The following is a 23,751-nucleotide window of genomic DNA, read 5'->3' on the forward strand; positions in this document are numbered from 1 at the left end:
GAGTTTTTATGAGCAAGTTTTTTATAAATAAATACATCAAGTTGTTTTTAGCTAGCATACTATTAATTTCAGTATCTAGCTTAGTTCAAGCTAAAAACAACCCACCAGACAGAAATGATCCACCACCAAGACCTACTTTTGAGTCATTAGATCTAAATCAAGATGGGGATATTCATTTTGATGAATTTTCATCTCATGAACTTCCTCATGGTGATCATCAAACGATATTTGATGCTATTGACACCAATAACAATGGCGTCATCAGTAACGATGAATTTACCAATCATAAGCCACCGCAACCACAAAAACGTAAGGAAAATTAATCATGGTTAGTTCAATCAATTCAGGTATGTCAATGCCGCCCCCACCGCCGGCCAAGAACTGAGCAAAGTTTAACTGAAGAACAACAATCATTCATTACGGACACCTTATCTCAATTTGATGCTGATAATTTAACTCAAGAAGCTGCAACTAGTATTGTAGAAGCCTTTGCAGAAGCCGGTATTCAACCAAGTGCCGCATTAGAAACATCATTAACAGAGTTAGGTTTTGATGCTAAAAGTATTGGTGATTTAGCTAATGTATCTGGCGAAGGTAATAGACCACCACCGCCACCTAAACAAAGCACTGAAGAAATAACCTCAATGGTTGATTACCTCACTGAACTGATGGAAGAAAAGTTTGCCGCCAAGACCAATAATGAGCTAAGCGATGAAGATAAGCAATCAATCCTAGCTCAAGTATTTGAAAAATTTAATGTTGAGGAAGGTGACTCAATTATCAATACGACTGCGTAAAAATCACATCCTATTTGTTTAAATCCAACGTATGTTGATATGAGCGTTATCTTTAACTTGAGATAACGCTTTTTTCAATTACAAGGTCGACATTCATCCTCCTGATAACAAGATAAATTTTAAATACGTATCATGTTCCTTATTTGTTGCACATTGTTTGCACTATCCCTTCATAAAATACCTGTCTCGTATGAATTTAAAAGAAGATACAAATGAAATACTTTACCCTTTTATCGCATTCTTTATTACTCAGCAGCACCCTGCTGTTCGGTTGTGGAGGCTCTAGTTCTAGTGATGAAACTGATTCTTCCGAAACCACAACACCTGCATCACCTGACACATCTACCACACCCGTCATAATTATTAATGAAATTGTTGCTAATGCAGCCGATGGCGGTAACGACTGGATTGAACTTTATGCCGTATCAGGCACAGTGAACTTATCAAGTTATAGCCTAGTGGATGATAATGAGAACCATAGTGCACAAGCATTGCCAGATGTAACGCTAGTAGAAGGTGAGTTTATTGTTATTCAAGCCATTGATGAAACTGATACAGCCCCAACCGATGGCTATTACGTTACGTTTAAGTTGGGCAGTGATGATGCAGTAACGCTCTTTAATGACGGTGTTCAAGTAGACAGTCTTGATTGGCAAGACGGTGATGCACTTCAAGGAACAAGTTATGGTGTATTAAATTATGAAATGGGTACAGAGAGCACAAATAACGCTCAAACGTTATCACCCACTCCAGGCGAAGCTAACCAAGAAGCAAGTACTGAAGAAACGGTCGTTCGTGACGCCATCGTAAATGAAAATGCCTCGTTACGTATCAATGAAATCATGGCAAAAGACGGCAATAATGGATATGACTGGATTGAGTTTTATGTCTCTGGAAATTCCTCCGTTTATTTAGGTGATTACACTGTTGCAGATGAAAATAACGAACTGTTCACCTTACCCAATGTAAACCTTTCTGCCGGCGAATTTTATCGCGTTTATGCGACAACAGATGAAGTAGACAACATAGACAAGGTTAACCTAAAACTAGGATCCAATGATCAGCTCAGTTTATATCTAGGAGATGATCTAATTGACCAACTCAATTTGGAGTAAAGGGCAAGCGCTTATCGGAACAAGTTATGGCCGTTTTCCTGATGGTAGTGATGGTACACAAACGCTTACGCCGTCACCTGTAGCGAGTAACCAAACAATACTGCACGGCCCGTTAGTGATAAATGAAGTCATGGCGAATGCACTCGATGATGGCATGGATTGGTTTGAACTATATAACAGCGGCACCAACAATATCTCATTAGCAGATTATCAAATAATTGATGAAAGCGATGATATCGAACCCGCAAGTTTGCCCGATATAGTATTAGCGCCTAATGAAACTATTGTTATTTATGCCACAGATGTTGACCCTGGTACTTATTATGTACCCTTTAAACTTGGTAAAAACGACGAATTAAGTTTATTACTTAACGATGAAACTGTTGATTACATTGATTGGGATAACAGCGATGTGCCGGCGGGATTTAGTTATGGCTTAAGTCATGGACTAAGTTATACCTCAAGCACTAATGATAGCAATGATCAAACAAACCAACGTAGTTGGGATAAGGATATGCTAACGCCGTCTAAAGATAGCACCAATGAATTAGCGAGCGCATTTAATGCTGAGGTAGTACATGATCTATCGTTCAATATCTCTACTGCAAATTGGCAAGACATTTTAGCCAATCCGTTAGATGAAGAATACCACGAAACAAGTATCACCTTTAATGGCGTTACACTTGACTCCGTCGCCATCCGCACTAAAGGTAATTCAAGTCTAAGCAGTGTTGCACAATCAAACAGCGACAGATACAGCTTTAAAATTGACATTAATGAATATGTTGATGGTCAAAAATTCTTTGGCCTGAAAAAATTTACCTTACAAAATTCCTATAACGACCCTTCTTATATGCGCGAAGCCATCGCCTATGATTTACTGGCAGAAATGGGCGTGGCAACACCGGAACATGCTTATGTCAATGTCTATGTTAACGGTGAATTATTCGGTTTATATCTGATGGTTGAAGCGGTTGATGGCGAATTTATCGAAAATAATTTTAGTAATGCAAACGGTGATCTTTATAAACCTGATGGTGTGGGTAGTGATTTACAATGGATAAATGCCAATATTGGTAGCTACAGCGATATAAATTTACAAAGCAACGAAGACACCACAGATAATGGCGCATTTATTAATTTTGTTGAAAAATTATCAGATGGCTCAACGGATGTCATTGATGTTGATGGACTGCTTAGATATATGTCAGTGAGCGTAGCCTTATCCAACTTAGATAGCTATCACGGCTCACTTGCCCACAACTACTATATTTATGAACAAGATGGAACATTCAGTTTATTACCATGGGATTTTAATGAATCTTTTGGCACGTTTGCTATGGGATGTGAAGGCGTAGATATCAGGGAGCTTTATATAGATGAACCTACTACAAGCGCGCTTTCAACCAGACCATTGATTGCCAACGTGTTTGCTGACCAAGCCAATCTAACAAAGTATCATGATTATTTATGGCAACTTATTGAGGGTCCTTTATCGAGTGATGTTTTTAGTACTCGTGTTGCCAATATTGCTGATTTAATTCAAACACATGTTGCCAACGACCCCAGTGCTTTTTATGGCACAGCTCTGTTCGAACAAAATCTTTCATCTACCGTCGGGCAGTTTTTTGGGCTAACGGAATTTATCAACTACCGCGTAGACAACATGACCAAACAACTACTGGGTGAACTACCTAGTGCGGGTGATGGTAGTGGCTTTTGTGGTAACACCAATGGTACTGGTGGCCCTGGTACTCCTGGAGGTCCAGGTACCCCTCCTGGAGGGTAATTATTTCTAACCGGTTGGCAGAAAAGACAACACCTCAATTCTGCCAACAAACCTTCACTTGCATTTAATTTAACCATATCTAATTAAATGCAACTAACTGACAAATAAGCGATGAAAATAATGCAAAACATACAATCGAGCTATCGTGATCTTAATGCGAATTTTTTTAGTCAACCCACTGATTCAGAATGTAAAAATAAAATTGAAATACCTACAGATGTTAACTGTCAGTCGATAAATGACGCGTTAAGGTTATTTACCAGTTATGGTTTAAGCGATCTTAAAAATGCTAATTTAATGAATAGAGTCGATAGTAAATTTGTATTACCAATCACATTTTTACCTGATTTACTCCTGCAGTTAAAACAGTATTACAGTGTACTTGAAATCAATAATAATCGTATTTCTAGTTACCATAATCAGTATTTTGACACACCTGATATGAGTCTTTATCAAGATCATCATAATGGCAAATTAAACCGCTACAAAGTCAGACGACGTCGTTATATTGACACCGACACTGAATTTTTAGAAGTGAAACTGAAAAATAACAAAAAACGTACGATAAAAAATCGAATGAAACTAACCGGTGAGGAGACTGAATACGCCCGCTGTGTAAATTTTATTAATGAACAGATACAAGTGGATATAGATGACTTAGATTTGAGTAATTTAGATATTAATCAACAAGGTGGCTATCAACGTATTGCTCTGGCTAATGAAGCTCAGGCAGAACGACTCACCTTAGATTTTGACCTGTGGTACGAAAACCGTCGAGGCAACAATAAAGTAAAACTACCTGGTTTTTTTATTGCCGAACTAAAACAACAAAAAATATCTAAACGCTCCCCTTTTTATCAATTAATGAGCGCCAATAATATTTTTCCCACAACGTTTAGTAAGTACTGCATCGGCTGTGCCTTGTTATATAAATCCTCCATAAAATCTAATCGATTTAAACCCATTTTATCTCGTATAAAACATTTTAACCGTATCGAGCACGTTTCCTTTTTAAAGAGTAATTAATATGACTGAATTAGATCTTCTTTTCGTTTCCCGTTTTATCGTAAACCTATTTTCATTAATCTTATTGTGTTATGCCTGCTACTATCGCGTGAGTAAAAATTCAACGGTCGCCGGTTCTTTCATTCTCTTTGGTGTCGGCGTATTTATCATTACTTACCTACTTCATGGTGTTGATATGTCGATGGAATTTGCTTTTGGCTTATTCGCCGTTTTCACCATGCTTAGGTACCGAACTGAGTCTATTTCTATTAAAGAAATGACATACCTATTTTTAGTCACGGCCATCGCCTTATTAACCTCCGTTGGGCAAATGAGCTTAGTAAATTTAATGACGCTTAACGGAGTAATTTGTGCACTCGCGTTTGTCATTGATTCAAGCATCATGGGCAAACGTTATCTTAGCCAAAGTGTTTGCTATGAGCGCATTGAAAATATAACGCCTGAAAATAGAAGTAAACTGATTAAGGACTTAAGAATAAGAACTGGGTTACAAGTTGAAATGGTTGAAATTGAACATATTGACTTTCTGCGTGATACTGCGCAATTAACGATAAGATATATTCCACATAAATCAGGTCAACTAGATACTTCAACTAATGGTTCAACCGAGCTAGAGGTAATCTAATGAACTACACTAATCATTTAACAAAACTAGCCACTGTTGCTATATCTTGCATTGTAATCAGCCCCGTATTATTAGCAAAAAACAATGATGTTGATATCAGCGGTTATGTGATGATCGATCACAATCAATTTGATGATACTTTTTTAGAAAATGACGATGATCCTGACAAAACAGGTATTCGTCGTGCTCGACTGAGCTTTAAAACTAACATTGATGAGAATTGGAAAACAAAATTACAATTAGGCTTTGCCGATGACTCAGCGGAAATCAAGGATGCCTACTTACGATATAAAGGCCGGCAATGGGCTGATCTAACCATAGGGCAACAAAAAGAACCTTTTGGTTTAGAAAAATTAACCAGTTCACGTAACAATATGATGATGGAACGCAGTATAACAAGCGAAGCACTTGCCCCTGGACGCTCTATTGGAGCCAATTTATCAGGTGATTTATCATCAATAACATGGCAACTAGGTTATTTTCAACCTGATGAAACCCAAAGTAGCTCTGCAGTTACAGGGAGGCTAACTTGGGTTCCTTGGCAACAAAACAATAATTTAGTTCACCTTGGTTTCGCTTTTAGCGAACGCGATCTTAATGGTAGTGAATATCGTATAAATGAACCGCTTGAAGTCAACTTTTCTGACTCTTTAATAGAGGGTACAAAATTATTCGCTGAAGATGTTTCTTTAAAAGGTGTTGAATTTTTATGGCAGCAACATGGCTTTACTACAACGGCTGAATGGCAAGAAAACAAAGTAACTGATATTAATTCCGAACAATATCAGTACCAAGGCGGCTACTTGCAATTAAGTTACCAATTTTCAGGAGAAAACCGAGAATATAAAAAAGGTGAAATTGACGATATCATCACACCTGGTTGGGAAATCACCGACCGATATAGTCAATTTGACTTGCTTGAGGAAAACAACAAGGTTCAAACATACACAGTTGGCGTAAATTATACTGTAAATAAAAACCTTAAATTTATGGCCAACTATGTTAAAACTAAGCAAGTAGATAACGATTCTACAATCAATGGTATAACAGAAAATGGTGACGCGGTTTTACTGCGAGCACAATACACGTTTTAGTAATAAGCCTCAACTCGGGTTAATAAGTCTGAGGGTAAGTTTGAACTATTCTAAATGACTTACCCTTGATACATTTTATCAAAATTTGGTATTTTACGTTCCCAAACAGGAACATCTGTACCAATATATTCACGCACAGCATCAAGAAACAGCCGAGTTCGAACAGGCAGGTCACGATGCGGATATATTGCATATAACGCACTAAATTCTAATAATTTAATGTCTGTCATAATTGGCAGTAATTGTCCTTCTATTACCTCATCATGTAGAAGAAACGCGGGGGCCACAACAAATGCAGTACCTGAAAGCGCTTTTAAAAGCAATATTTCACCATCATTTGCTCGAAAAACACTCTTTATAACCCTCTCTACAGGCTCACCTTGATTATTAACATATTTAATACTTGTCGCTCTTATCGCATTACTTGCATAACTTGCCGCAGGCAAAGCTGCCAGTTCATCAATAGTTTGTGGCATACCATAAGTAGCAATAAAATCAGGTGAAGCTAAAATACATAAACGATTTCTAGCCAGTTTTCGCGCAATTAAAGTCGAGTCTTTGGGGTCACCAACACGGAAAGCTAAATCATAACCATCTGCCACAATATCTACCATTCGATCATTTACATTGAGTTCAACTTCCACTTGTTCAAAGCGTTTTTGAAAGTCATTAATCACAGGCTGTAAACATTGTTTAGCAATAATACTTGATGAAGATATTTTTAATACACCTCGCGGCTCTTGATGAAAGTTTTCAGCAAGCCTTACTGTATCATTCAATAATAGACGAAGTTCACCACCTTTTTTTATCATCTCTGCACCCGCAGCGGTAAGTGAGAAAGACCGTGTGGTTCGGTTTAATAAACGAACACCTAATTCATCTTCTAATCTATTAATTTGTTTTGATATAACTGAACGATCAACATTTCTATTTTCTGCTGCTTTTGCAAATGATCCTTGTTCAACAACATCTAGTAACATTAACAATCGACTGGTTGTATCCATACTTTGCTCTTTTTTAAATTTATTGTTGCCATTTTCGCACTAATGAATTTAAAAAACCACTATTTTTCGTCAACAAATTATTGCGTATCATGCGCAGCATTATCCTAAGGAGTTCCCCCATGACTAAAAAAATCATTGCTATTACCATCTTTACTATGACGTTGGTAATTACAGCCTGCACACAAGAGCCTGCTAACAATGCAGCACAACAGCAACAACCCTTGCAGCCTATTGATGTAGCTGAAGTGTTATTTAAACCTGTTCAGAATTGGCATGTTTATACCAGTCGTTTAGAGTCACCTGAAGAAGTGGCTTTAATGCCCCGTGTTTCGGGTGTTATTGAACGCATATCGTTTAAAGAAGGTGATGAAGTAAAACAAGGCGATCTATTGTTCCAACTTGATAACCGCCCTTTTGTTGCAATTGTTGCAAGCTTAGAAGCACAAGTACTCAGTGCTAAAGCGTTATTGAGTCAAGCACAAAGCGAAGCAAAACGTGCCATACGCTTAACTGAACGAAAAGCTATTTCAACAGAACAGGCCGAGTCGCGCACATCTACCTTACTTCAACGAGAGGCACAACTTGCTGCATTGCAAGCACAATTAACGTCTGCTCAACTTGACTTAGAATTTACGTCAATACGCTCACCTATTAACGGTGTAATATCACGAGCAAATATCACCCGTGGAAATAACGTACTTGCAGGGCAAAGTATTTTAACATCTATCGTTTCTAATCATGAAATGTATGCTTACTTTGACATCGACGAACGTACTTGGAATAGCTCTTTCGCAAATGTTACCGCCGAAAGTAAACAACAAGTGGTTATGCAAAATGTAGGACAAAAAAACTTTCCTCATACCGGCTATATTAATTTTATAGATAATCAAATTAATGCCTCAACAGGTACGCTACGAGTACGTGCTGTTTTTGAAGATAATAATCAAATAAAAAATCAACTTCGTGCAGGTTCTTTTGCCCGTATAAAATTGGCAGCTACGGCTATTTCAAATCAAATTCTTGTACCTGAACGTGCTATTGGTACAGATTTGAAGAATCGTTTTGTACTGACAGTAGGTGAAAACAATATTTTAGAATATAAATTAGTAGAAGTGGGTGAACGTTATGGAAAGCTACGTGCCATTACTGTTTGGTTTAACTCAAGGCGACATAATCGCTGTTAATGGTCCGGCACGTGTTGGACCTGGTATGCCAATTAACCCAACAAACATCACTATTGATTCGACTAATATCGCATTTACCTTGTCTGAACCTAAGTCTACTCCTGAATCAACACCGGAGTCTGTCACTGACGACGTTAACTTGATTGCTAAATACTAAGAACTGCTCATGAATTTTTCACATTTTTTTATACAACGCCCTATTTTTGCGGCGGTATTGTCACTCATTATTTTGATTGGTGGCGGAATTTCACTATTCCAACTTCCCGTCAGTGAGTACCCTGAAGTTGTACCACCAACCGTCGTGGTAACGGCTAACTACCCTGGTGCTAATCCAACAGTTATTGCTCAAACGGTAGCCACTCCACTTGAACAAGAAATCAATGGTACTGAAAACATGTTGTATATGTTTTCTCAAGGTACTAGCGACGGTCGCATGACCTTAACGGTAACTTTTGCGCTTGGTACTGATTTAGATCGCGCGCAAGTGCAAGTACAAAACCGTGTAAACAGTGCTTTACCACGATTACCTGAAGAAGTGCAGCGACTTGGAGTGGTAGCAGAAAAGTCATCACCTGATTTAACTATGGTGGTTCATTTATATTCGCCTAAGAAAACTCATGATACTGTTTATTTGTCTAACTATGCTGATTTAAACATTAAAGATGAGATTGCACGTTTACCTGGCGTGGGTGATGTGCGTTTGTTTGGTGGTGGTAAATATTCAATGCGTGTTTGGTTAAACCCAGACGCATTAGCCGCACGTAAATTAACAGCGGGCGATGTTGTGTCAGCGCTTCGTGCTCAAAACCAACAAGTGGCTCTTGGTAGTCTTGGGGCACAGCCTATTTCCAACGATAATCAATTTCAAATATTGCTCAACGTTAAAGGTCGTTTGAGTAGCATTGAAGAATTTGAAAAGGTTATTATTAAAGTGGGTGAACAAGGTCAGCTAACTCGCTTATCAGATGTAGCACGAGTAGATTTGGGTCAAGATTCTTATTCATTACGCGCTGAACTTGATAACCAACTTGACCCTTGCTATGCCAATTTTCCAACGCCCTGGTTCTAATGCTATTGAATTATCAAACCAAGTACGTGAAACCATGGCACGTTTGTCAAAAGACTTCCCTAGTGGTGTTGAATACGACATTGTATACGACCCAACCGTATTTGTTCGTGGTTCAATTGATGCGGTAATAACGACGTTATTAGAAGCCATTGCACTCGTTGTTATTGTGGTAATTGTCTTTTTACAAACATGGCGCGCGTCTATTATTCCTTTGATTGCCGTACCAATTTCACTTATCGGTACCTTTGCAGTAATGCAATGGTTAGGGGTATCTATTAACACACTATCACTATTTGGTTTAGTACTCGCCATTGGTATCGTGGTGGATGACGCCATTGTTGTAGTAGAAAATGTAGAACGTAATATAGAAAAAGGCTTATCGCCACTTGAAGCAACTCGCGTTGCCATGAATGAAGTAACAGGACCAATTATTGCGATTGCTTTGGTATTATGCGCAGTATTTATTCCAACGGCATTCATTTCAGGGTTATCTGGCCAATTTTATAAACAGTTTGCACTAACTATCACCATTTCAACCATTATTTCAGCGTTTAATTCACTTACTCTATCGCCCGCTTTAGCGGCAATATTATTGAAGCCTCATAACGCAAAACCCGATGCCTTTACTCGCTTATTGAATACATTATTCAGTCGTTGGTTATTTGAACCATTCAACCGTGTATTTAATCGGGGCGCTAAAGGCTATGAGAAATTAGTACAAAAATTAATTCGTATGACAGTTGTTGTCATGGTGGCTTACCTTGCCTTACTTGGCGGCACCTTTAAGTTATTTGATACGGTACCAGGTGGTTTTATTCCACAGCAAGATAAACAATACCTTGTTGGTATTGCCCAATTGCCAGACGCAGCCGGCCTTGACCGTACCCAAGAAGTACTTTCTCAAATGCAAAAAATAGCGTTAGAAGTACCTGGTGTTGCTCATACAGTTGCTTTCCCTGGCTTATCTGTCAATGGTTTCACTAACAGCCCCAATAGCGGTATAGTTTTTACACCACTTGAAAGTTTTGACAAGCGTACTGACCCAAGCCAATCGGCAATGGCAATCGCTGCACAATTAAACCAACGCTTTGCTGCCATTGATGAAGCATTTGTCGCGGTATTTCCGCCACCACCAATTCAAGGTTTAGGAACCACTGGCGGTTTTAAATTGCAAATTGAAGACCGTGCAAACAAAGGTTTTGAAGCATTATTTAATAGTCTGCAAGCGGTGATTGCAAGCGCACAAAAAGATCCGGCATTAATGGGGCTGTATTCAAGCTTCCGTATTCAAGTACCACAAATGGATATTGATATTGACCGCGAGCAAGCACTTATTCAAGGCATTCCGTTAGACGAAGTATTTGACGCCTTACAAATTTACTTAGGGTCAATGTATGTGAATGATTTCAATATGTTTGGACGTACATATCAAGTCAATGCGCAAGCTGATGCCGACTATCGTTTAGAACCAGAGCAAATACTTAACCTTAAAGTACGTAACCGTGTGGGAAATATGGTGCCATTGGGTTCTGTATTAACCGTAACGCCGCCCATCGGGCCAGATCGTGTCATGCATTACAACGGTTATCCAAGTGCCGAGCTTAACGGTAGCCCTGCACCCGGCTTCAGTTCAGATCAAGCCCAAATTGCTATTGAAAAAGTACTCGCCAACACTCTACCTGCAGGTATTGAATATGAATGGACAGAAGTAACTTATCAGCAGGTACTGGCGGCAATACCATGGTATATATCTTCCCGTTAGTAGTTTTATTAGTATTTATGGTACTTGCAGCACAATACGAAAGCTTACGTTTACCATTAGCGATAATTTTAATCGTACCAATGACCATATTCTCAGCATTATTAGGTGTATGGTTTGTGGGATCAGACAATAATATTTTCACGCAAATAGCGCTCATTGTGTTAGTAGCCTTAGCTTCTAAAAATGCAATATTAATGGTCGAATTCGCAAAAGACCGTCATCAGACAGGATTATCGCACTTAGAAGCAATACTTGAAGCATGTCGTATGCGCTTACGCCCTATTTTAATGACGTCAATTGCCTTTACTGCGGGTGTTGTTCCCTTAGTGCTAGCAACAGGTCTTGGTGCAGAAATGCGACATGCCATGGGTAACGCTGTATTTGCAGGTATGATTGGCGTCACAGTATTTGGGCTATTGTTTACACCTGTTTTTTATATGTTGGTTACTTCTAACAAAAGAAACTCTGACAAGAAAAACGCTTTGGAGATAAAATAACATGGGCACTGCATCTAAAACACCTAAAAAAACTGAGCTTTATCAACAAATGAAGTTATTGGTTAGCGCTACATTGTTAGGCACTGTTTTATCGGGTTGTGCAGCCGGCATTAACGAAAACCAATACCAACAAAAACTGCAAAGCTTTATTGACGAAGCTGAAATAGCACCAAAGTTAGCAGGTCAAGACGAAGTTAACTGGTGGCAACAATTTAACTCAAGCCGGCTTAATCAACTTGTGACTGACGCACTGGCAATGAACCATGATTTGAAAACAAGCCAATTGCAATTAGAAAGTGCTATTGCGCGCCTTGGTGGCGAAAAATCCCAATACTTCCCCCAAGGAGGTTTGGAAGCAGCATCAAGTAACACTAGTATTGATAAAACCATTACGCGTCAGTCAAGTGCAAACCTTGCTATGAATTGGCAGCTTGACTTGTTTGGTCGTATCTCAGCATTAATTGATGCCGCTGATGCGTCTGCAATGAGCCAAGCAGAACAATTACGACATTTAAAAATTGAAGTCATTTCTTCAGTGGTGTCTGGTTTTGTAAGTTATCAAGGCAACATGCAGAAACAAGGCATTATTACTCAGCAAATTGAAGCCTTACAGCAAAGTATTGAAGTGTTAACTGCCCGTGTTGAAGAAGGCGGTGCTAGCGAACTCGATCTTAATCGTACCCGTGCACAATTAAGCCAACAACAATCGATATTGCCTGAAATTGAATATCAGCTGTATCGTGATATTTCCACTCTTGCCTTATTAACGGGTCGGCTAGCCAGTGATATTAAGATGGAAAACGAACAAGATCTGATTAACATGCCGCTAAACGTTACCTTAAACGAGCCAAGCAATGCCATTGCGTTACGTCCTGACATTAGCCGTGCTTTATATGACTTTAGCCAGGCCTATTCATTAAGTGTTGCAGCGAGCAAAGCATTACTGCCCGATGTCAGCTTAAGTGGTTTTTCTTGGAGTTTTAAGTTTAGGAAATAATGATTTTTCTAACACGCAACAACAATGGCAAATTGCGCCGCAAATCGAATGGTCATTATTAAGTTACCCGGCGCTACTAGCACAACGTGATGCGCAGCAATTGTTAAGTGATGCAGCCTACAGTGACTATAAGCAAGTGGTATTAAGCGCAATCAGCGAAAGCGAGCTTTCTTTACAGCTACTTATTAAAGAAAGCGCGCAGCAAGGTTACGCGAAATCCCGATACTTTCATGCCAACAATGCCTTTTTGCAAGCCGAAGCTATGTACGAGGAAGGACAAATTCCTTACTTAGAATTGTTAGATGCCAGACAAGACGTACTAACCGCGCAAGAAAATGCCGTTGACTCATCAATTTCATCATTACTCGCTAAAGTTGAAGCCTATCACGCCTTTAATGGCAGATGGAGCTATGCGTTAGCTAGCTTGTAGTGGTTGAATAAGCTAAATCTCACCTGTTATGTGCATGAATAACATTAATTAGGGTTAGGTACATTTTAAATAATGTATACCTGCCCCTATTTATTACTGTTTATTAGTATAAACGATGAGCAGAGAATTGTTTCTAAACATCAAAATGACACTATTCTGATCGCGCAACTCCGATACCATTACAGCACATAAGATAAAAATAAGTATTGCTATAGTTGTACCATTCTAAGCAACACAAAAACAGCAAGGCTAATACCTAAAGTTAAATAGACACTATGACTTTTATAGGCAGTAATAATTGCCACTGTTGCTGCGAGCAAATAAGGATTAGTGATACTGATATTTAAACTATTCTCTTGTATAAAAACAATAGGCACCCAAATGGCGGTTAAAACAGCAGGAGCACTAAAGCTTAAAAAATGCGTAGTTTTGGCCCCAATACGTATAGGTAATTTGGGGTGTAAAAATAAATACCGACTGACAAAAGTGATACAAGCTAGTAACACTATGGTTAACAGAGTCATACGCTTTCCTTTTTGTTATTTATTCTCTTTCTCGCAGATTGTTTATTTGCAGTAAGGTAGCCACAATACATGGCGATAAGAGACGCGATCACTAAACCTAATTCCCAGTTTAATAGTTTAAATAACACTGATAAGATACCGCAACGACAACGGTGACTAACATCGCTAAATTAGTAATTGAAGGAATAACTAGTGCGATAAATGTTACGGCTATGGCGAAATCTAGCCCTATACTCGTTAAATCTGGTAAATAACTACCTGCAACAATGCCAATAATATTCCATAACAACCAACATAAATAAAAGCTCCCCCGGCACTTATCGCATAAATGAGTTGCAGTTTGCCTTGGTAGGCTTTTTTACCTCCAGACAAGGAAAATAGTTCATCGGTGAGTAAAAAACCTAAACTGCCACGCCATTTTAAAGGGAGATTTTTCAACTTATCTCTAAGGGCTAAACCATACAAAAAATGTCGCGAACTGATGATCAACGCTGTAAATAAAATAGTAGCTAAGGGCGTGTTATCATTTATTAATTCAATCACTACCGGCTGTACGGCGCCTGCAAAAACTAATATAGGCATTAACAACGCTTCTAAAACGGTAAAGCCACGTTGAATCGATAAAGAGCCGCATAATATGCCCCATGGCAAAACAGCTAGGTTTAATGGCAACATAGCCAATACACCTTTTTGGATCATTTTTAACGCCGCTTGTTTTCTATTAAAAGACATAGTGAGCCTGTTGTTGGTTTTTCTAACAGTTTGACATCAATATATACACGATACTTGTATGATATTGACTATAATACTTGATTGGCATATTTACTTGGGGTTATGCCATTGGCTTTTTTGAAGTGTCGATGAAAATGACTCTGATCATAAAAACCTACTTGGGTAGCAACATGCACTACTTTTTGCCCTTGCTTTAATAAAGTTTTACTGTGTTGTAAACGATGTTGAATTTGGTAGGAATGGGGTGGTAACCCGTACTTTTTTTGAAATTGACGCACAAGATAAAAAGGCGTGAAACCACTGATGTTAGCTAAGTGCTCTAGCGAGATATTGTCAGCTAAATGTTCATGAATATATTGACGAACCCACGCCGGCTTTTGGTTCGAGTTTTGTTGCTGTTTAATCACCTGATTACTTTTACCGTGTTTAAGCATCAAACGGGTTAAAACACCGTAAAGCATTGTTTCACGTAATAAACTATTGCTAGAAAAAGAAAGTGTATTAAATAAAACTTTTAACTCTCCCGCCATTTGCTTGTCTGCTACCACCGCATCAGGAAAAAATGGCGCAAAACCATGCGCAAAACCAATATCACTAGCTAATTGATGAAATTGCTGCTCAGTGGGGGAAATACCACGGTATGACCAACCATGTTGAGTGCCTGATTCACCCGTATGGACTTCATCAGCATTAACAAAAATAATACTGTGCTCAGGCGCAACAAAGTTTTGCCCTGCGCTAAGAAAGCGCTGACAGCCTGATTCAATGATATTGATAGTATAAGTTTCATGGCTATGTTTTGAAAAGTTATGGCGATGAAAATTAGCTTCAACCATTTCAATACCACCAAGCTCTTGATGTATTTTATATTTAGCTTGCTCTTTTGTAGCAGACATACCAAAACCCATTGTTTATTTGATACTAATGTACCCTATCTGTACGAGTAATGTTTGTACAAAATTGACTAAAATATAAAACCCTAATAGTTTAATGCTATTACTATCAAAATGATTATCGGGTCAGTTTACCATCATTCCTAAATCAGCGACTACGACCCCTTTGATTGCGATCCCTTAGATTTTATTTACACAAAGTTACTCCGTTGGAACTACCCTGAATTGCCGTCCCTATTTTGCGAATATCTTCAAGTGGTTCATTAATATCAGTAGCAACCTCTTGAAACATTATTACTAGGGAACCTTTATGATGTTGTTCTAGGCGCGGTTAAGATAGTTTTCTATTTTGTTCGCTAAATAGAGTTTGCGTAGGTATTGTTCTTGCTTTTTTTTATCTAATCCATTGTATACCTGTACAGGAACATAAATTGATTCCATGAGTACTCCTTCAAATATAACAGCTTATTGAACACCATTTTGGTAGTTTATTACACCCCAAAACGACTTGTAATAAAGTTATAAAACAAAACCGTTACCAAATTAGAAAGGTGCTCTCTGTTATTTGAAAGTTGGCGAGGGCGAGTAGTATCTAATTTTTTATTAAGCAACGTTGTAATTGATAGCTTAGTGTGTTCCCGCCAACAAACCTGCAACACTTAAGTCTTCATCAATTTCTGGCCAGTAAACTCCTTCACCATCACCGAGCAATTCCCAATTAGCAAGTTGCTCGGGGGTTGCTTGTGATAATCGTGGAAACCATACTAATGGTGCTGAAATTGTACGGCCGTCAAGTAGCTCAACAATTAAATCAGAATCAGTACATTTGATAGTCTGAGCTTGTGGGTGTAATTCAATCGCTAAAGTGTTCATTCTAAGCCTCCAAAAATGCTTCTTTATTTTCAACAACTAATTACTGAAGTTTACGTAATTCTTTTGGGGAAAACCGAGTTGAGTGGCTAACGCTATCGGTTTTAACCAAAATTTAGCGAGCATATTTTCTCGCTGTATGTGGATGTGCGCAGGTTCACCATTTTCATTACTGTAAAAGAAGAAACGAAAGGGACCAATTCTTAATACTGTAGGCATAAATTGATTCTACTGAAACTATTCAAGCTCCGCAATTTTTTAAATTTCTAGAATCGTTTTAAGCTGAAAAACCTTTCACAAGCTGCTCAAAGCTTTCAGACTACATTATTATTGAATATATCGTGTTTATTCAAGCCAACTTAGCCTTAACCACTAAATAAACGCCTGAGAGTATCAATACAATACCAATAATGTGAAATTGATAAATCGGCTCATTAAGAAATATCGACGATAATATAACGCCAAACAGTGGCATAAAATGAATAAATAATCCTGTTTTCACTGCACCTATATCTGCAACACCCTTGTTCCAAAAAATATAGGCTAAAATAGAAGGGAAAATAGCCATATACACAATGGTATAGGCGATTTTACTCTGCCATACGATATCATCAGCAAGATACCACTCAACGCCGGCAAAAGGCAGTAATATAAACGCGCCAAGTAATACTGTTACGCCAAAAAAGGTAAAACCATCTAATTCGGGTGGGCGCCAGCGCAATATTATCGAGTAAGTAGCCCAACAAAGTACCCCAACTAATACGTAGATATCACCGATGTTGAAAACCAAAGACAGTAAATGATCTAATTTTCCCTGAGTAATCAGCATTAACACGCCCGTGAGTGAAATTGCGACACCTAACCATTGTTGAGCAGAAACACGTTCTTTCAACCATAAAGCAGATAAAATTAGTATAAATATGGGGATTACGGATTGTAATATAGTCGCATTCGATGCGTTAGTACTAGTTAAGCCAATGTAAATAAAAGTATTAAAGTGGCAACACTCAACAGGGACAAGAGCGTTAATATTTTCCAATGAGTTAATATTACCGTTTTGTTTTTAATAAACCTTGGAATTAAAAAAGGCAACAATAAGAGTAATGCTAATGTCCAACGAAGCTCCGCCATTAAAATGGGAGGTAACACTAAATGCATGGCTCGTCCTAAAACAAAATTTCCGGCCCAGAATAAAGCAGTCAGTATTAAAAGTACGTAAGACATTGATCTCTCATTTTGTTATGCAAAGCATAAATCAGGTTTATTGAAAATAACTACAACACAGTAACCATTTTCAACAAACCTGACAATGAAAAACCTTTTTTGAATCAATACCTGTTTTATTTTCGAGCAACAAGGTGAACTGTGCTAGTAGAACGCTCTAAAAATGCCCCTTCGCAGTATGAAAAATAATATAGCCATAAACGTTTAAAGGTATCATCGTAACCTAATGTAGTTAGTTCAGACCAAGCCGATAAGAAGTTTTTGCGCCAATCATTTAATGTTTTGGCATAATCAAGGCCAATATCGTCAAGGCTTTCAACCACCATATTGCTGTGTTTAGTAATATGCTCACTTAATACATTAACTGAAGGTAAAAAGCCGCCAGGGAAAATGTATTTTTGAATGAAGTCGACATTATTTTTGTAATATTCAAATCGTTGATCCGCAATGGTAATGGATTGAATCAATAATTTTCCGCCAGACTTTAAACGATCGTTACATTGTTTAAAGAAGCTAGGCAAAAATTGATAACCAACGGCTTCAATCATTTCTATTGATACCACTTTATCAAAACTACCGGTTAAATCGCGGTAGTCTTTTTTGAGTAAGGTAATTTGTTTATTTAAGCCTAGCTCGTTAATGCGATTTTGGGCGTATTCATCTTGGGCGTCAGATATGGTTGTGGTTGTGACTTTACAGCCATAATGTTGCGCGGCATAAATGGCTAAACCACCCCAACCTGTGCCTATTTCTAATAAATGATCTGAACTTTGCAGTGATAAACGCTCACAAATAGTATGAAGTTTATGTGTTTGGGCTTGTTCTAGTGAACTATTTTCATTTGGGTAAATGGCAGATGAGTACATCATCTTGGGGTCTAAAAAACGCGTGTATAATTCATTTCCCAAATCATAATGCGCTAAAATATTACGTTTAGAGCCTGATTGCGTATTTCGATTTTGCCAATGACTCAGGGTGTTTTTAACCCTATTTATCCAAGACTTATTCGCTTCTAAAGCATCTGTTTGTTGTTGAGCTTTAGCAAATATACGAATGATATTCGTTAATTGTGGACTACTCCATTTTCCTGCGATAAAGGCTTCGGCTACACCAATACTGCCCCCTTTGACAAAATCACGATAAAGACTCATATCATGTATATGAATTTTACCTTGTATACTGTTATCACTGGTATGTTCAGGAAAGAATAGATGATCAGAACCCTCAACAATCTCTAACTGCCCATAAGTTATTTTTGCAAACGTCGAATGAACTATCGCACGGCAGCGTTTATCTAACCAATTCATATTTTTTGCTATGCTTAATGCTTCAATTTTTTCCATAGTTCATCCAACCTTTAATTTTTTATGTATGCGTTTACTTTGACTGTTTGGTTTGGTAACCAATAAACGGGATGCGCTTAATCAATAGTTTTATTGCTTGCCAATAAATAGTAGTGACTATTTTTAGGCTCATTACAGGTAATTGACACCACACCTTAAACAAACTTGTTGGTGTAAAGGCTTGCTTTTTCATCTGTAAATTAGCATCAAACACTTTATCCATTTTTCCAGTTAGCTCATTTATCCGTTTATTTTCAATATTAACAACCATGCGATCACTGTCATTTGTTGGCGGTTTTACTTGCCAAAAATAGGACATGTCTAAATCCATAAATGGTGACACTTGAAAGTCTTTTTTATTACTTTTTTCACCCTCAGCAAGCAAATCGACTAAATAATAATGACGCTCGTTCCAGGGCGTATTACTTACTTCTGCTAGCATTTGCGTACATTTTCCGGCGTGGTCATAACAAAAATAGAAATTAGCAGGACTAAAATAAACACCGAAGCTTCTTACTTGCACCAACATCACTATTTTATCTATCTCTGCATAACCGTTAAGTTGCTGCACTTTATTAGTAATACGGGTGGATAACGAAAAAGGTTCACCGCGCAGATAATCTTTTTCAACAAAACGTAAAGGGTGATACCAAGAAAACCCAAACAAGCCTATACCAGAGTCAGCATTTTCAACGTCATCCACATCAAGTGCCAACATAAAAAGTGAGTAATTAAAGCTGTGCTTTTTAGGGCTAAATCGTCGATGACTAATCTTTCCTAAATAAAGATAACTTTGACTGAATGGTTTACCCATTTGTATTCCTAACGATTAATGCGTTCAATGAACAACTTTATGATTGGTTTGGTAAAAAACAATTAAATCGCGTTGCTACCTCAACACCACTTTGAACACCATCTTCATGAAAGCCGTTATGCCAATAAGCACCGGCAAAATGTGTATGATTAACACCACAAATTAACTGCCTTTGCTGCTGTGCTTTAACAGACTCAGCCGAAAATATGGGATGATGGTAGGTGAACTCCCTTAAAATTTTATTTGGATCTATCGCTTCTTTTTGATTTAAGGTCACACAAAAAGTATGCTCACTTTCAATGCCCTGTAATATATTCATATTATAGGTGACACTAGCGGCTTTTTCTCGATCTTGGCTTAATTGATAATTCCAACTGGCCCACGCTTTTTCTCGTTGCGGTAATAATTGTGTGTCTGTGTGCAAAACTACTGAATTCTCACTATAAGGCATGGCTGATAAAATAGTCTTTTCATCATCACTGGCATCGTTTAGTAAAGCCAATGCCTCGTCTGAATGACAAGCAATAACGACTTCATCAAAAAATTCACTGTCAGCCTTGTTAAAGTCCAGTTGTACTTTATCGTCTATCCGAGTAATGCCACTGATGTCAGCATTCAATCTAATATTATTTTCAAACGACTGACATAGCGGCTTTAAATAACTACGCGAGCCTTGAGGGATAACATACCACTGTGGTCTGTCTGCAATATTCAATAGCCCATGATTATGAAAAAATTGCACAAAAAATCGGAACTCAAATGTTTCCATTTGTGCTAATGAGCTAGACCAAATTGCCGCGCCCATGGGTAAAATATAATGTTCGGCAAAAAAATCGCTGAAATTATTTTCGGCTAAAAACTCACCTAACGTATAACCACTTTGGTATGCTTGTTGTTCAAATATCAATTTACATTGTTTATTAAAGCGTAAAATGTCTTTTACTAAGCCCCAAAATTTAGGTCTAAAAAGATTCCGCCTTTGGGCAAATAAAGTATTTAAATTGTGGCCGTTATATTCCATGCCTGTTTGGCAATTGTGAACAGAAAAACTCATTTCGGTTGCTTGCTTTCCAATGCCAATATCAGCCATTAACGCTAAAAAGTTTGGGTAGGTTTTATCGTTAAACACAATAAACCCTGTATCTATAGCATATTTTTGACCTGCTTTTTCAATATCAACGGTAGCAGTATGACCGCCAATACGGTCGTTTTTTTCAAAAACAGTAACTTTGTGTTTTTTTGACAATAAATAAGCGGTTGTTAACCCTGATATTCCCGACCCTATGATGGCAATATTCTTCATGTCTTATCCCTTTTAGCGATGATTGCTTGCCAAAGTGATGATGGCAGCAGTGAGAAAAATTTGAGTAATAAAGTTAAGCGTTTTGGAAAATGTAGATATTTTTTACGCTTTTCTACTCCTGATATAATTCGCTTTGCTGCTTCATCACTGGTAATTAAAAATGGCATAGTGAAGTCGTTTTTATCGGTGAGTGGTGTTTTAACAAAACCTGGGTGTACTAAGGTAACGTCGATATTTTCTTTGAGTAAATCAAGTCGTAAGCTGTTGGCTAAATAATCCATACCCGCTTTGGATGCACCATAAGCTTCACTTCTAGGAAAAGGTAAAATAGTGGCGCTAGAGCTAACAAATACAAGCTGCCCTCCTTTTTTGATTTTAGGTAAGGTGTATTGCAATAACCAACCTAATGATGAAAGGTTGGTGCTGATAATGTCAGAGAACAGTTGTCCATCAAAATGCTTGGCATCGTCAATATAACGACAGTCTCCTGCATTTAAAATAACGATATCAATGTCATCAATATCTGCCAGTTGCTGTTTAATATCGTCAGCATCATTAAGATCAAATAAACACGTTTTATAAGCTCGATTTGATAGTAAGGCTAATTTTTTTGCATCTCGACCACACGCTATAACCTTATAATACCCTTGAGTACTATAGTGATTAAATAAGGCTAAACCTATGCCGGAAGTTGCTCCTGTAATTAGAATAGTTTTGCTTGATATGACTGTCTTTACTGTCATTAGTGTGCCGCCTTCGCTTTAATCCACTTGGTTAATTTACCAAATAATGGTAATTGCTCGTATAACATAGCGCCTAAATCAAGGTAGTCTCGATGATATATAACTTTATCGTGCTCTCCCTTAATGTGTGATGTACCTAAAACAGTAACTAACTCACCATTATTCAACTTGTTATGTTGGTACGACATAGTCCAGTAGATAGCCGCTTCATTGTCTTGTGCAATAACATTGTCGATAACAAATTCGCACAAGGTTAAGTTTTCATAAAGGTTTTCAAAATATTGATACAGTTCTTCAAAGCCTTCAACTTGATGCATAGGATCAATAAAGATAATGTGGGGGTGATAAATGGTTTCTAAAAGCGCTAAATTGGTTGTTGAAAGCTTTTGGTAAACACGAACAAACTTGGTCAACCATAAAGGTGAATCTGAGGGAAAATTGTCGAACCGTTTGTTTTTCATTTTGTTACCTCAACATATTTAACGAGCAGCGCGACTAAATTCCCGCCGACTTTGGTCATGATTATTTATAAAAAGCTAACGCATTAATCCTAGCCTCTTTATGGTCAACAATAGGTTCCCAATACAATGACAATTGATGATTCGCAATATATTGATGTGGAAAATGAATATGCTTATCAGGAATACTGTTTAACTCTGGTATATATTTACGTATGAACTCGCCGTTTGGATCAAATCTTTCGCTTTGTCTTATGGGATTAAATATTCTGAAATAAGGTTGGGCATCACACCCCGTACTTGCCGCCCATTGCCGACCGCCGTTGTTTGAAGCTAAATCACCATCAATTAAATGCTGCATGAAGTACTTTTCACCCCAACGCCAATCAATCAGTAAATGTTTGGTTAAAAAACTTGCCACCACCATTCTTAAACGGTTGTGCATCCGGCCTGTTTGATTAAGCTGTAACATAGCGGCATCAACAAGCGGATAGCCTGTTTTACCTTTACACCATGCCATAAATTTTTCTTTGTCATTATGCCAAACCGTTGTTCGGTATTTTTCTTTAAATGCTTGATGCTTACACAAACGTTGTTCATGAAAGAGTAGATGACGATAAAATTCTCGCCAAATAATTTCGTTTAACCATGAAAATTCGTCGCTGTCGGTAGCTAGCAATATATCAGGATGGCGATTTAATAAAGAAAACAACACGTATCTTGGGCTGATCACCCCCGGCTAAATAAGGGGAAATACCTGACGTTCCCTTGATTGACGGAATGTCTCGTTGCTGTGCGTAAGCCGAGAGTTTATCTTGGAAAAACCTTGGCAATGCACTCGCTTCATACACTTGTGCTAAGGGCCACGCACTTGACGGTGAATTGCACGTGTCTGCCTTATGTTCTACAGCAAGCGCATCACCTCCGGCCGACTTGCCTAAATAGTCAAACCCAAATTGTTTTACTTGCTTCAACCAAGCCTTTTTAAAGGGCGTAAACACTTTAAACATCTCACCTGATTGGTTCAACACCTTACCTTTAGACACAATAACATCCGCTTCAAACAGCGTTAATGGAATGCCTTGTGATATACATGATTGATCCCGTTGCTGCTCATTAAGTTCAAGTTCACTATTAGCAACCACACATTTAATGTTGTGCGCTAAACAATATTGTTTCAAATAAGCTTGTTGGGCTGAAAAATCAGGCACCACAACAAGCTCTAATTCAATATTGAAGCAAGCAAGTTCATCAACAAGTGCATAGGCATGACGCTTAATAAAGTCAATTTTTATGGCCGACCAGTGATGTTCAAGCCACTGTTTTTCTGAAATAAAAAACAATGCCTTACCAGGTGTTTCTGAACACCTATGATTAATAAAATAATGTAAAGCAGGGTTATCATGTGTTCTTAAATCATTACGAAACCAGAGTATCAAAGCATATCCTTATTATTTA

General features: G+C 38.0%; 18 protein-coding genes and 6 pseudogenes. 10 read left to right on the plus strand and 14 right to left on the minus strand.

Annotated features, from left to right (window positions below; genetic code table 11):
- Nucleotides 1-8 precede the first annotated feature (8 nt).
- Nucleotides 9-323 carry an EF-hand domain-containing protein gene (locus L3081_RS23580; protein WP_242288739.1) on the plus strand — a complete coding sequence of 105 codons (315 nt, stop codon included), beginning with the start codon at nucleotides 9-11 and terminating at the stop codon, nucleotides 321-323.
- Nucleotides 324-505: 182 nt separating this feature from the next.
- Here L3081_RS23580 and L3081_RS27525 read toward each other — a convergent pair whose 3' ends face one another.
- Entirely contained in the window at nucleotides 506-628 is a 123-nt protein-coding gene (locus L3081_RS27525) for a hypothetical protein (protein WP_274620734.1), read from the minus strand.
- A 16-nt stretch (nucleotides 629-644) separates the two neighbouring features.
- Between L3081_RS27525 and L3081_RS23585 the strand changes: the two genes are divergently transcribed.
- The 6 genes from L3081_RS23585 (at nucleotide 645) to L3081_RS23610 (ending at nucleotide 6,446) form a co-directional block, all read left to right on the plus strand.
- Entirely contained in the window at nucleotides 645-797 is a 153-nt protein-coding gene (locus L3081_RS23585) for a hypothetical protein (RefSeq protein ID WP_242288741.1), read from the plus strand.
- Nucleotides 798-1,009: 212 nt separating this feature from the next.
- The gene (locus L3081_RS23590; RefSeq protein WP_242288743.1) at nucleotides 1,010-1,912 is read left to right on the plus strand and encodes a lamin tail domain-containing protein; all 903 of its coding nucleotides are present in this window, start codon (nucleotides 1,010-1,012) and stop codon (nucleotides 1,910-1,912) included.
- Nucleotides 1,890-3,701, plus strand: coding sequence for a CotH kinase family protein (locus tag L3081_RS23595; protein WP_242288745.1), 1,812 nt, complete (start codon nucleotides 1,890-1,892; stop codon nucleotides 3,699-3,701). The genes L3081_RS23590 and L3081_RS23595 overlap by 23 nt, the downstream gene beginning before the upstream one ends.
- A 120-nt stretch (nucleotides 3,702-3,821) precedes the next feature.
- Nucleotides 3,822-4,727: a polyphosphate polymerase domain-containing protein gene (locus L3081_RS23600; protein WP_242288747.1), complete on the plus strand. Its 906-nt coding sequence runs from the start codon at nucleotides 3,822-3,824 to the stop codon at nucleotides 4,725-4,727.
- A 1-nt stretch (nucleotide 4,728) separates the two neighbouring features.
- The gene (locus tag L3081_RS23605; protein ID WP_242288749.1) at nucleotides 4,729-5,352 is read left to right on the plus strand and encodes a DUF4956 domain-containing protein; all 624 of its coding nucleotides are present in this window, start codon (nucleotides 4,729-4,731) and stop codon (nucleotides 5,350-5,352) included.
- Nucleotides 5,352-6,446 (plus strand): OprO/OprP family phosphate-selective porin, encoded by a 1,095-nt coding sequence (locus L3081_RS23610; protein WP_242288751.1) that lies wholly within the window; start codon nucleotides 5,352-5,354, stop codon nucleotides 6,444-6,446. Before L3081_RS23605 ends, L3081_RS23610 begins: the two co-directional genes overlap by 1 nt.
- 59 nt (nucleotides 6,447-6,505) lie before the next feature.
- Here L3081_RS23610 and L3081_RS23615 read toward each other — a convergent pair whose 3' ends face one another.
- Complete coding sequence (locus L3081_RS23615; protein WP_242288753.1) at nucleotides 6,506-7,450, minus strand: LysR family transcriptional regulator; 945 nt, start codon at nucleotides 7,448-7,450, stop codon at nucleotides 6,506-6,508.
- Nucleotides 7,451-7,605: 155 nt separating this feature from the next.
- On the opposite strand from L3081_RS23615, the pseudogene L3081_RS23620 reads away from it, so the two are divergent.
- The 3 pseudogenes from L3081_RS23620 to L3081_RS23630 all read left to right on the plus strand — a co-directional run bounded on the left by L3081_RS23620 (nucleotide 7,606) and on the right by L3081_RS23630 (nucleotide 13,389).
- A pseudogene (locus tag L3081_RS23620) lies at nucleotides 7,606-8,791 on the plus strand (efflux RND transporter periplasmic adaptor subunit).
- Between the two features lie 9 nt (nucleotides 8,792-8,800).
- Nucleotides 8,801-11,962 (plus strand): annotated as a pseudogene (locus tag L3081_RS23625) (efflux RND transporter permease subunit).
- Between the two features lie 49 nt (nucleotides 11,963-12,011).
- Nucleotides 12,012-13,389, plus strand: a pseudogene (locus L3081_RS23630) (TolC family protein).
- Between the two features lie 209 nt (nucleotides 13,390-13,598).
- On the opposite strand, the gene L3081_RS23635 reads toward L3081_RS23630, so the two are convergent.
- From L3081_RS23635 to L3081_RS29275, 12 genes and pseudogenes are all read right to left on the minus strand, one after another.
- Nucleotides 13,599-13,913, minus strand: a complete 315-nt coding sequence (locus L3081_RS23635) for an AzlD domain-containing protein (RefSeq protein WP_242288755.1) — start codon at nucleotides 13,911-13,913, stop codon at nucleotides 13,599-13,601.
- Nucleotides 13,910-14,645, minus strand: a pseudogene (locus tag L3081_RS23640) (AzlC family ABC transporter permease). The gene L3081_RS23635 and the pseudogene L3081_RS23640 overlap by 4 nt, the downstream one beginning before the upstream one ends.
- A gap of 68 nt (nucleotides 14,646-14,713) precedes the next feature.
- Nucleotides 14,714-15,541, minus strand: a complete 828-nt coding sequence (locus L3081_RS23645) for a helix-turn-helix transcriptional regulator (protein ID WP_242288757.1) — start codon at nucleotides 15,539-15,541, stop codon at nucleotides 14,714-14,716.
- A 624-nt stretch (nucleotides 15,542-16,165) separates the two neighbouring features.
- Complete coding sequence (locus tag L3081_RS23650) at nucleotides 16,166-16,411, minus strand: DUF2442 domain-containing protein (protein WP_242288759.1); 246 nt, start codon at nucleotides 16,409-16,411, stop codon at nucleotides 16,166-16,168.
- A gap of 36 nt (nucleotides 16,412-16,447) precedes the next feature.
- Nucleotides 16,448-16,627 (minus strand): DUF4160 domain-containing protein, encoded by a 180-nt coding sequence (locus L3081_RS23655; protein WP_242288761.1) that lies wholly within the window; start codon nucleotides 16,625-16,627, stop codon nucleotides 16,448-16,450.
- Between the two features lie 130 nt (nucleotides 16,628-16,757).
- Nucleotides 16,758-17,632, minus strand: a pseudogene (locus tag L3081_RS23660) (DMT family transporter).
- A gap of 116 nt (nucleotides 17,633-17,748) precedes the next feature.
- A complete protein-coding gene (locus tag L3081_RS23670) occupies nucleotides 17,749-18,975 on the minus strand; it encodes an SAM-dependent methyltransferase (RefSeq protein WP_242288766.1) in 1,227 nt (408 codons plus the stop codon).
- A 34-nt stretch (nucleotides 18,976-19,009) separates the two neighbouring features.
- Nucleotides 19,010-19,789 carry a DUF1365 domain-containing protein gene (locus tag L3081_RS23675; protein WP_242288768.1) on the minus strand — a complete coding sequence of 260 codons (780 nt, stop codon included), beginning with the start codon at nucleotides 19,787-19,789 and terminating at the stop codon, nucleotides 19,010-19,012.
- A 37-nt stretch (nucleotides 19,790-19,826) separates the two neighbouring features.
- On the minus strand, nucleotides 19,827-21,092 hold the full coding sequence (locus L3081_RS23680; protein WP_242288770.1) for an NAD(P)/FAD-dependent oxidoreductase: 1,266 nt from the start codon (nucleotides 21,090-21,092) through the stop codon (nucleotides 19,827-19,829).
- On the minus strand, nucleotides 21,089-21,835 hold the full coding sequence (locus L3081_RS23685) for an SDR family NAD(P)-dependent oxidoreductase (RefSeq protein WP_242288772.1): 747 nt from the start codon (nucleotides 21,833-21,835) through the stop codon (nucleotides 21,089-21,091). Before L3081_RS23685 ends, L3081_RS23680 begins: the two co-directional genes overlap by 4 nt.
- Nucleotides 21,835-22,296, minus strand: a complete 462-nt coding sequence (locus L3081_RS23690) for a nuclear transport factor 2 family protein (protein WP_242288774.1) — start codon at nucleotides 22,294-22,296, stop codon at nucleotides 21,835-21,837. Before L3081_RS23690 ends, L3081_RS23685 begins: the two co-directional genes overlap by 1 nt.
- Before the next feature lie 61 nt (nucleotides 22,297-22,357).
- A pseudogene (locus tag L3081_RS29275) lies at nucleotides 22,358-23,732 on the minus strand (cryptochrome/photolyase family protein).
- Nucleotides 23,733-23,751: the final 19 nt, after the last annotated feature.

It is taken from the genome of Colwellia maritima, assembly GCF_022669015.1.
GTDB lineage: Bacteria > Pseudomonadota > Gammaproteobacteria > Enterobacterales > Alteromonadaceae > Colwellia > Colwellia maritima.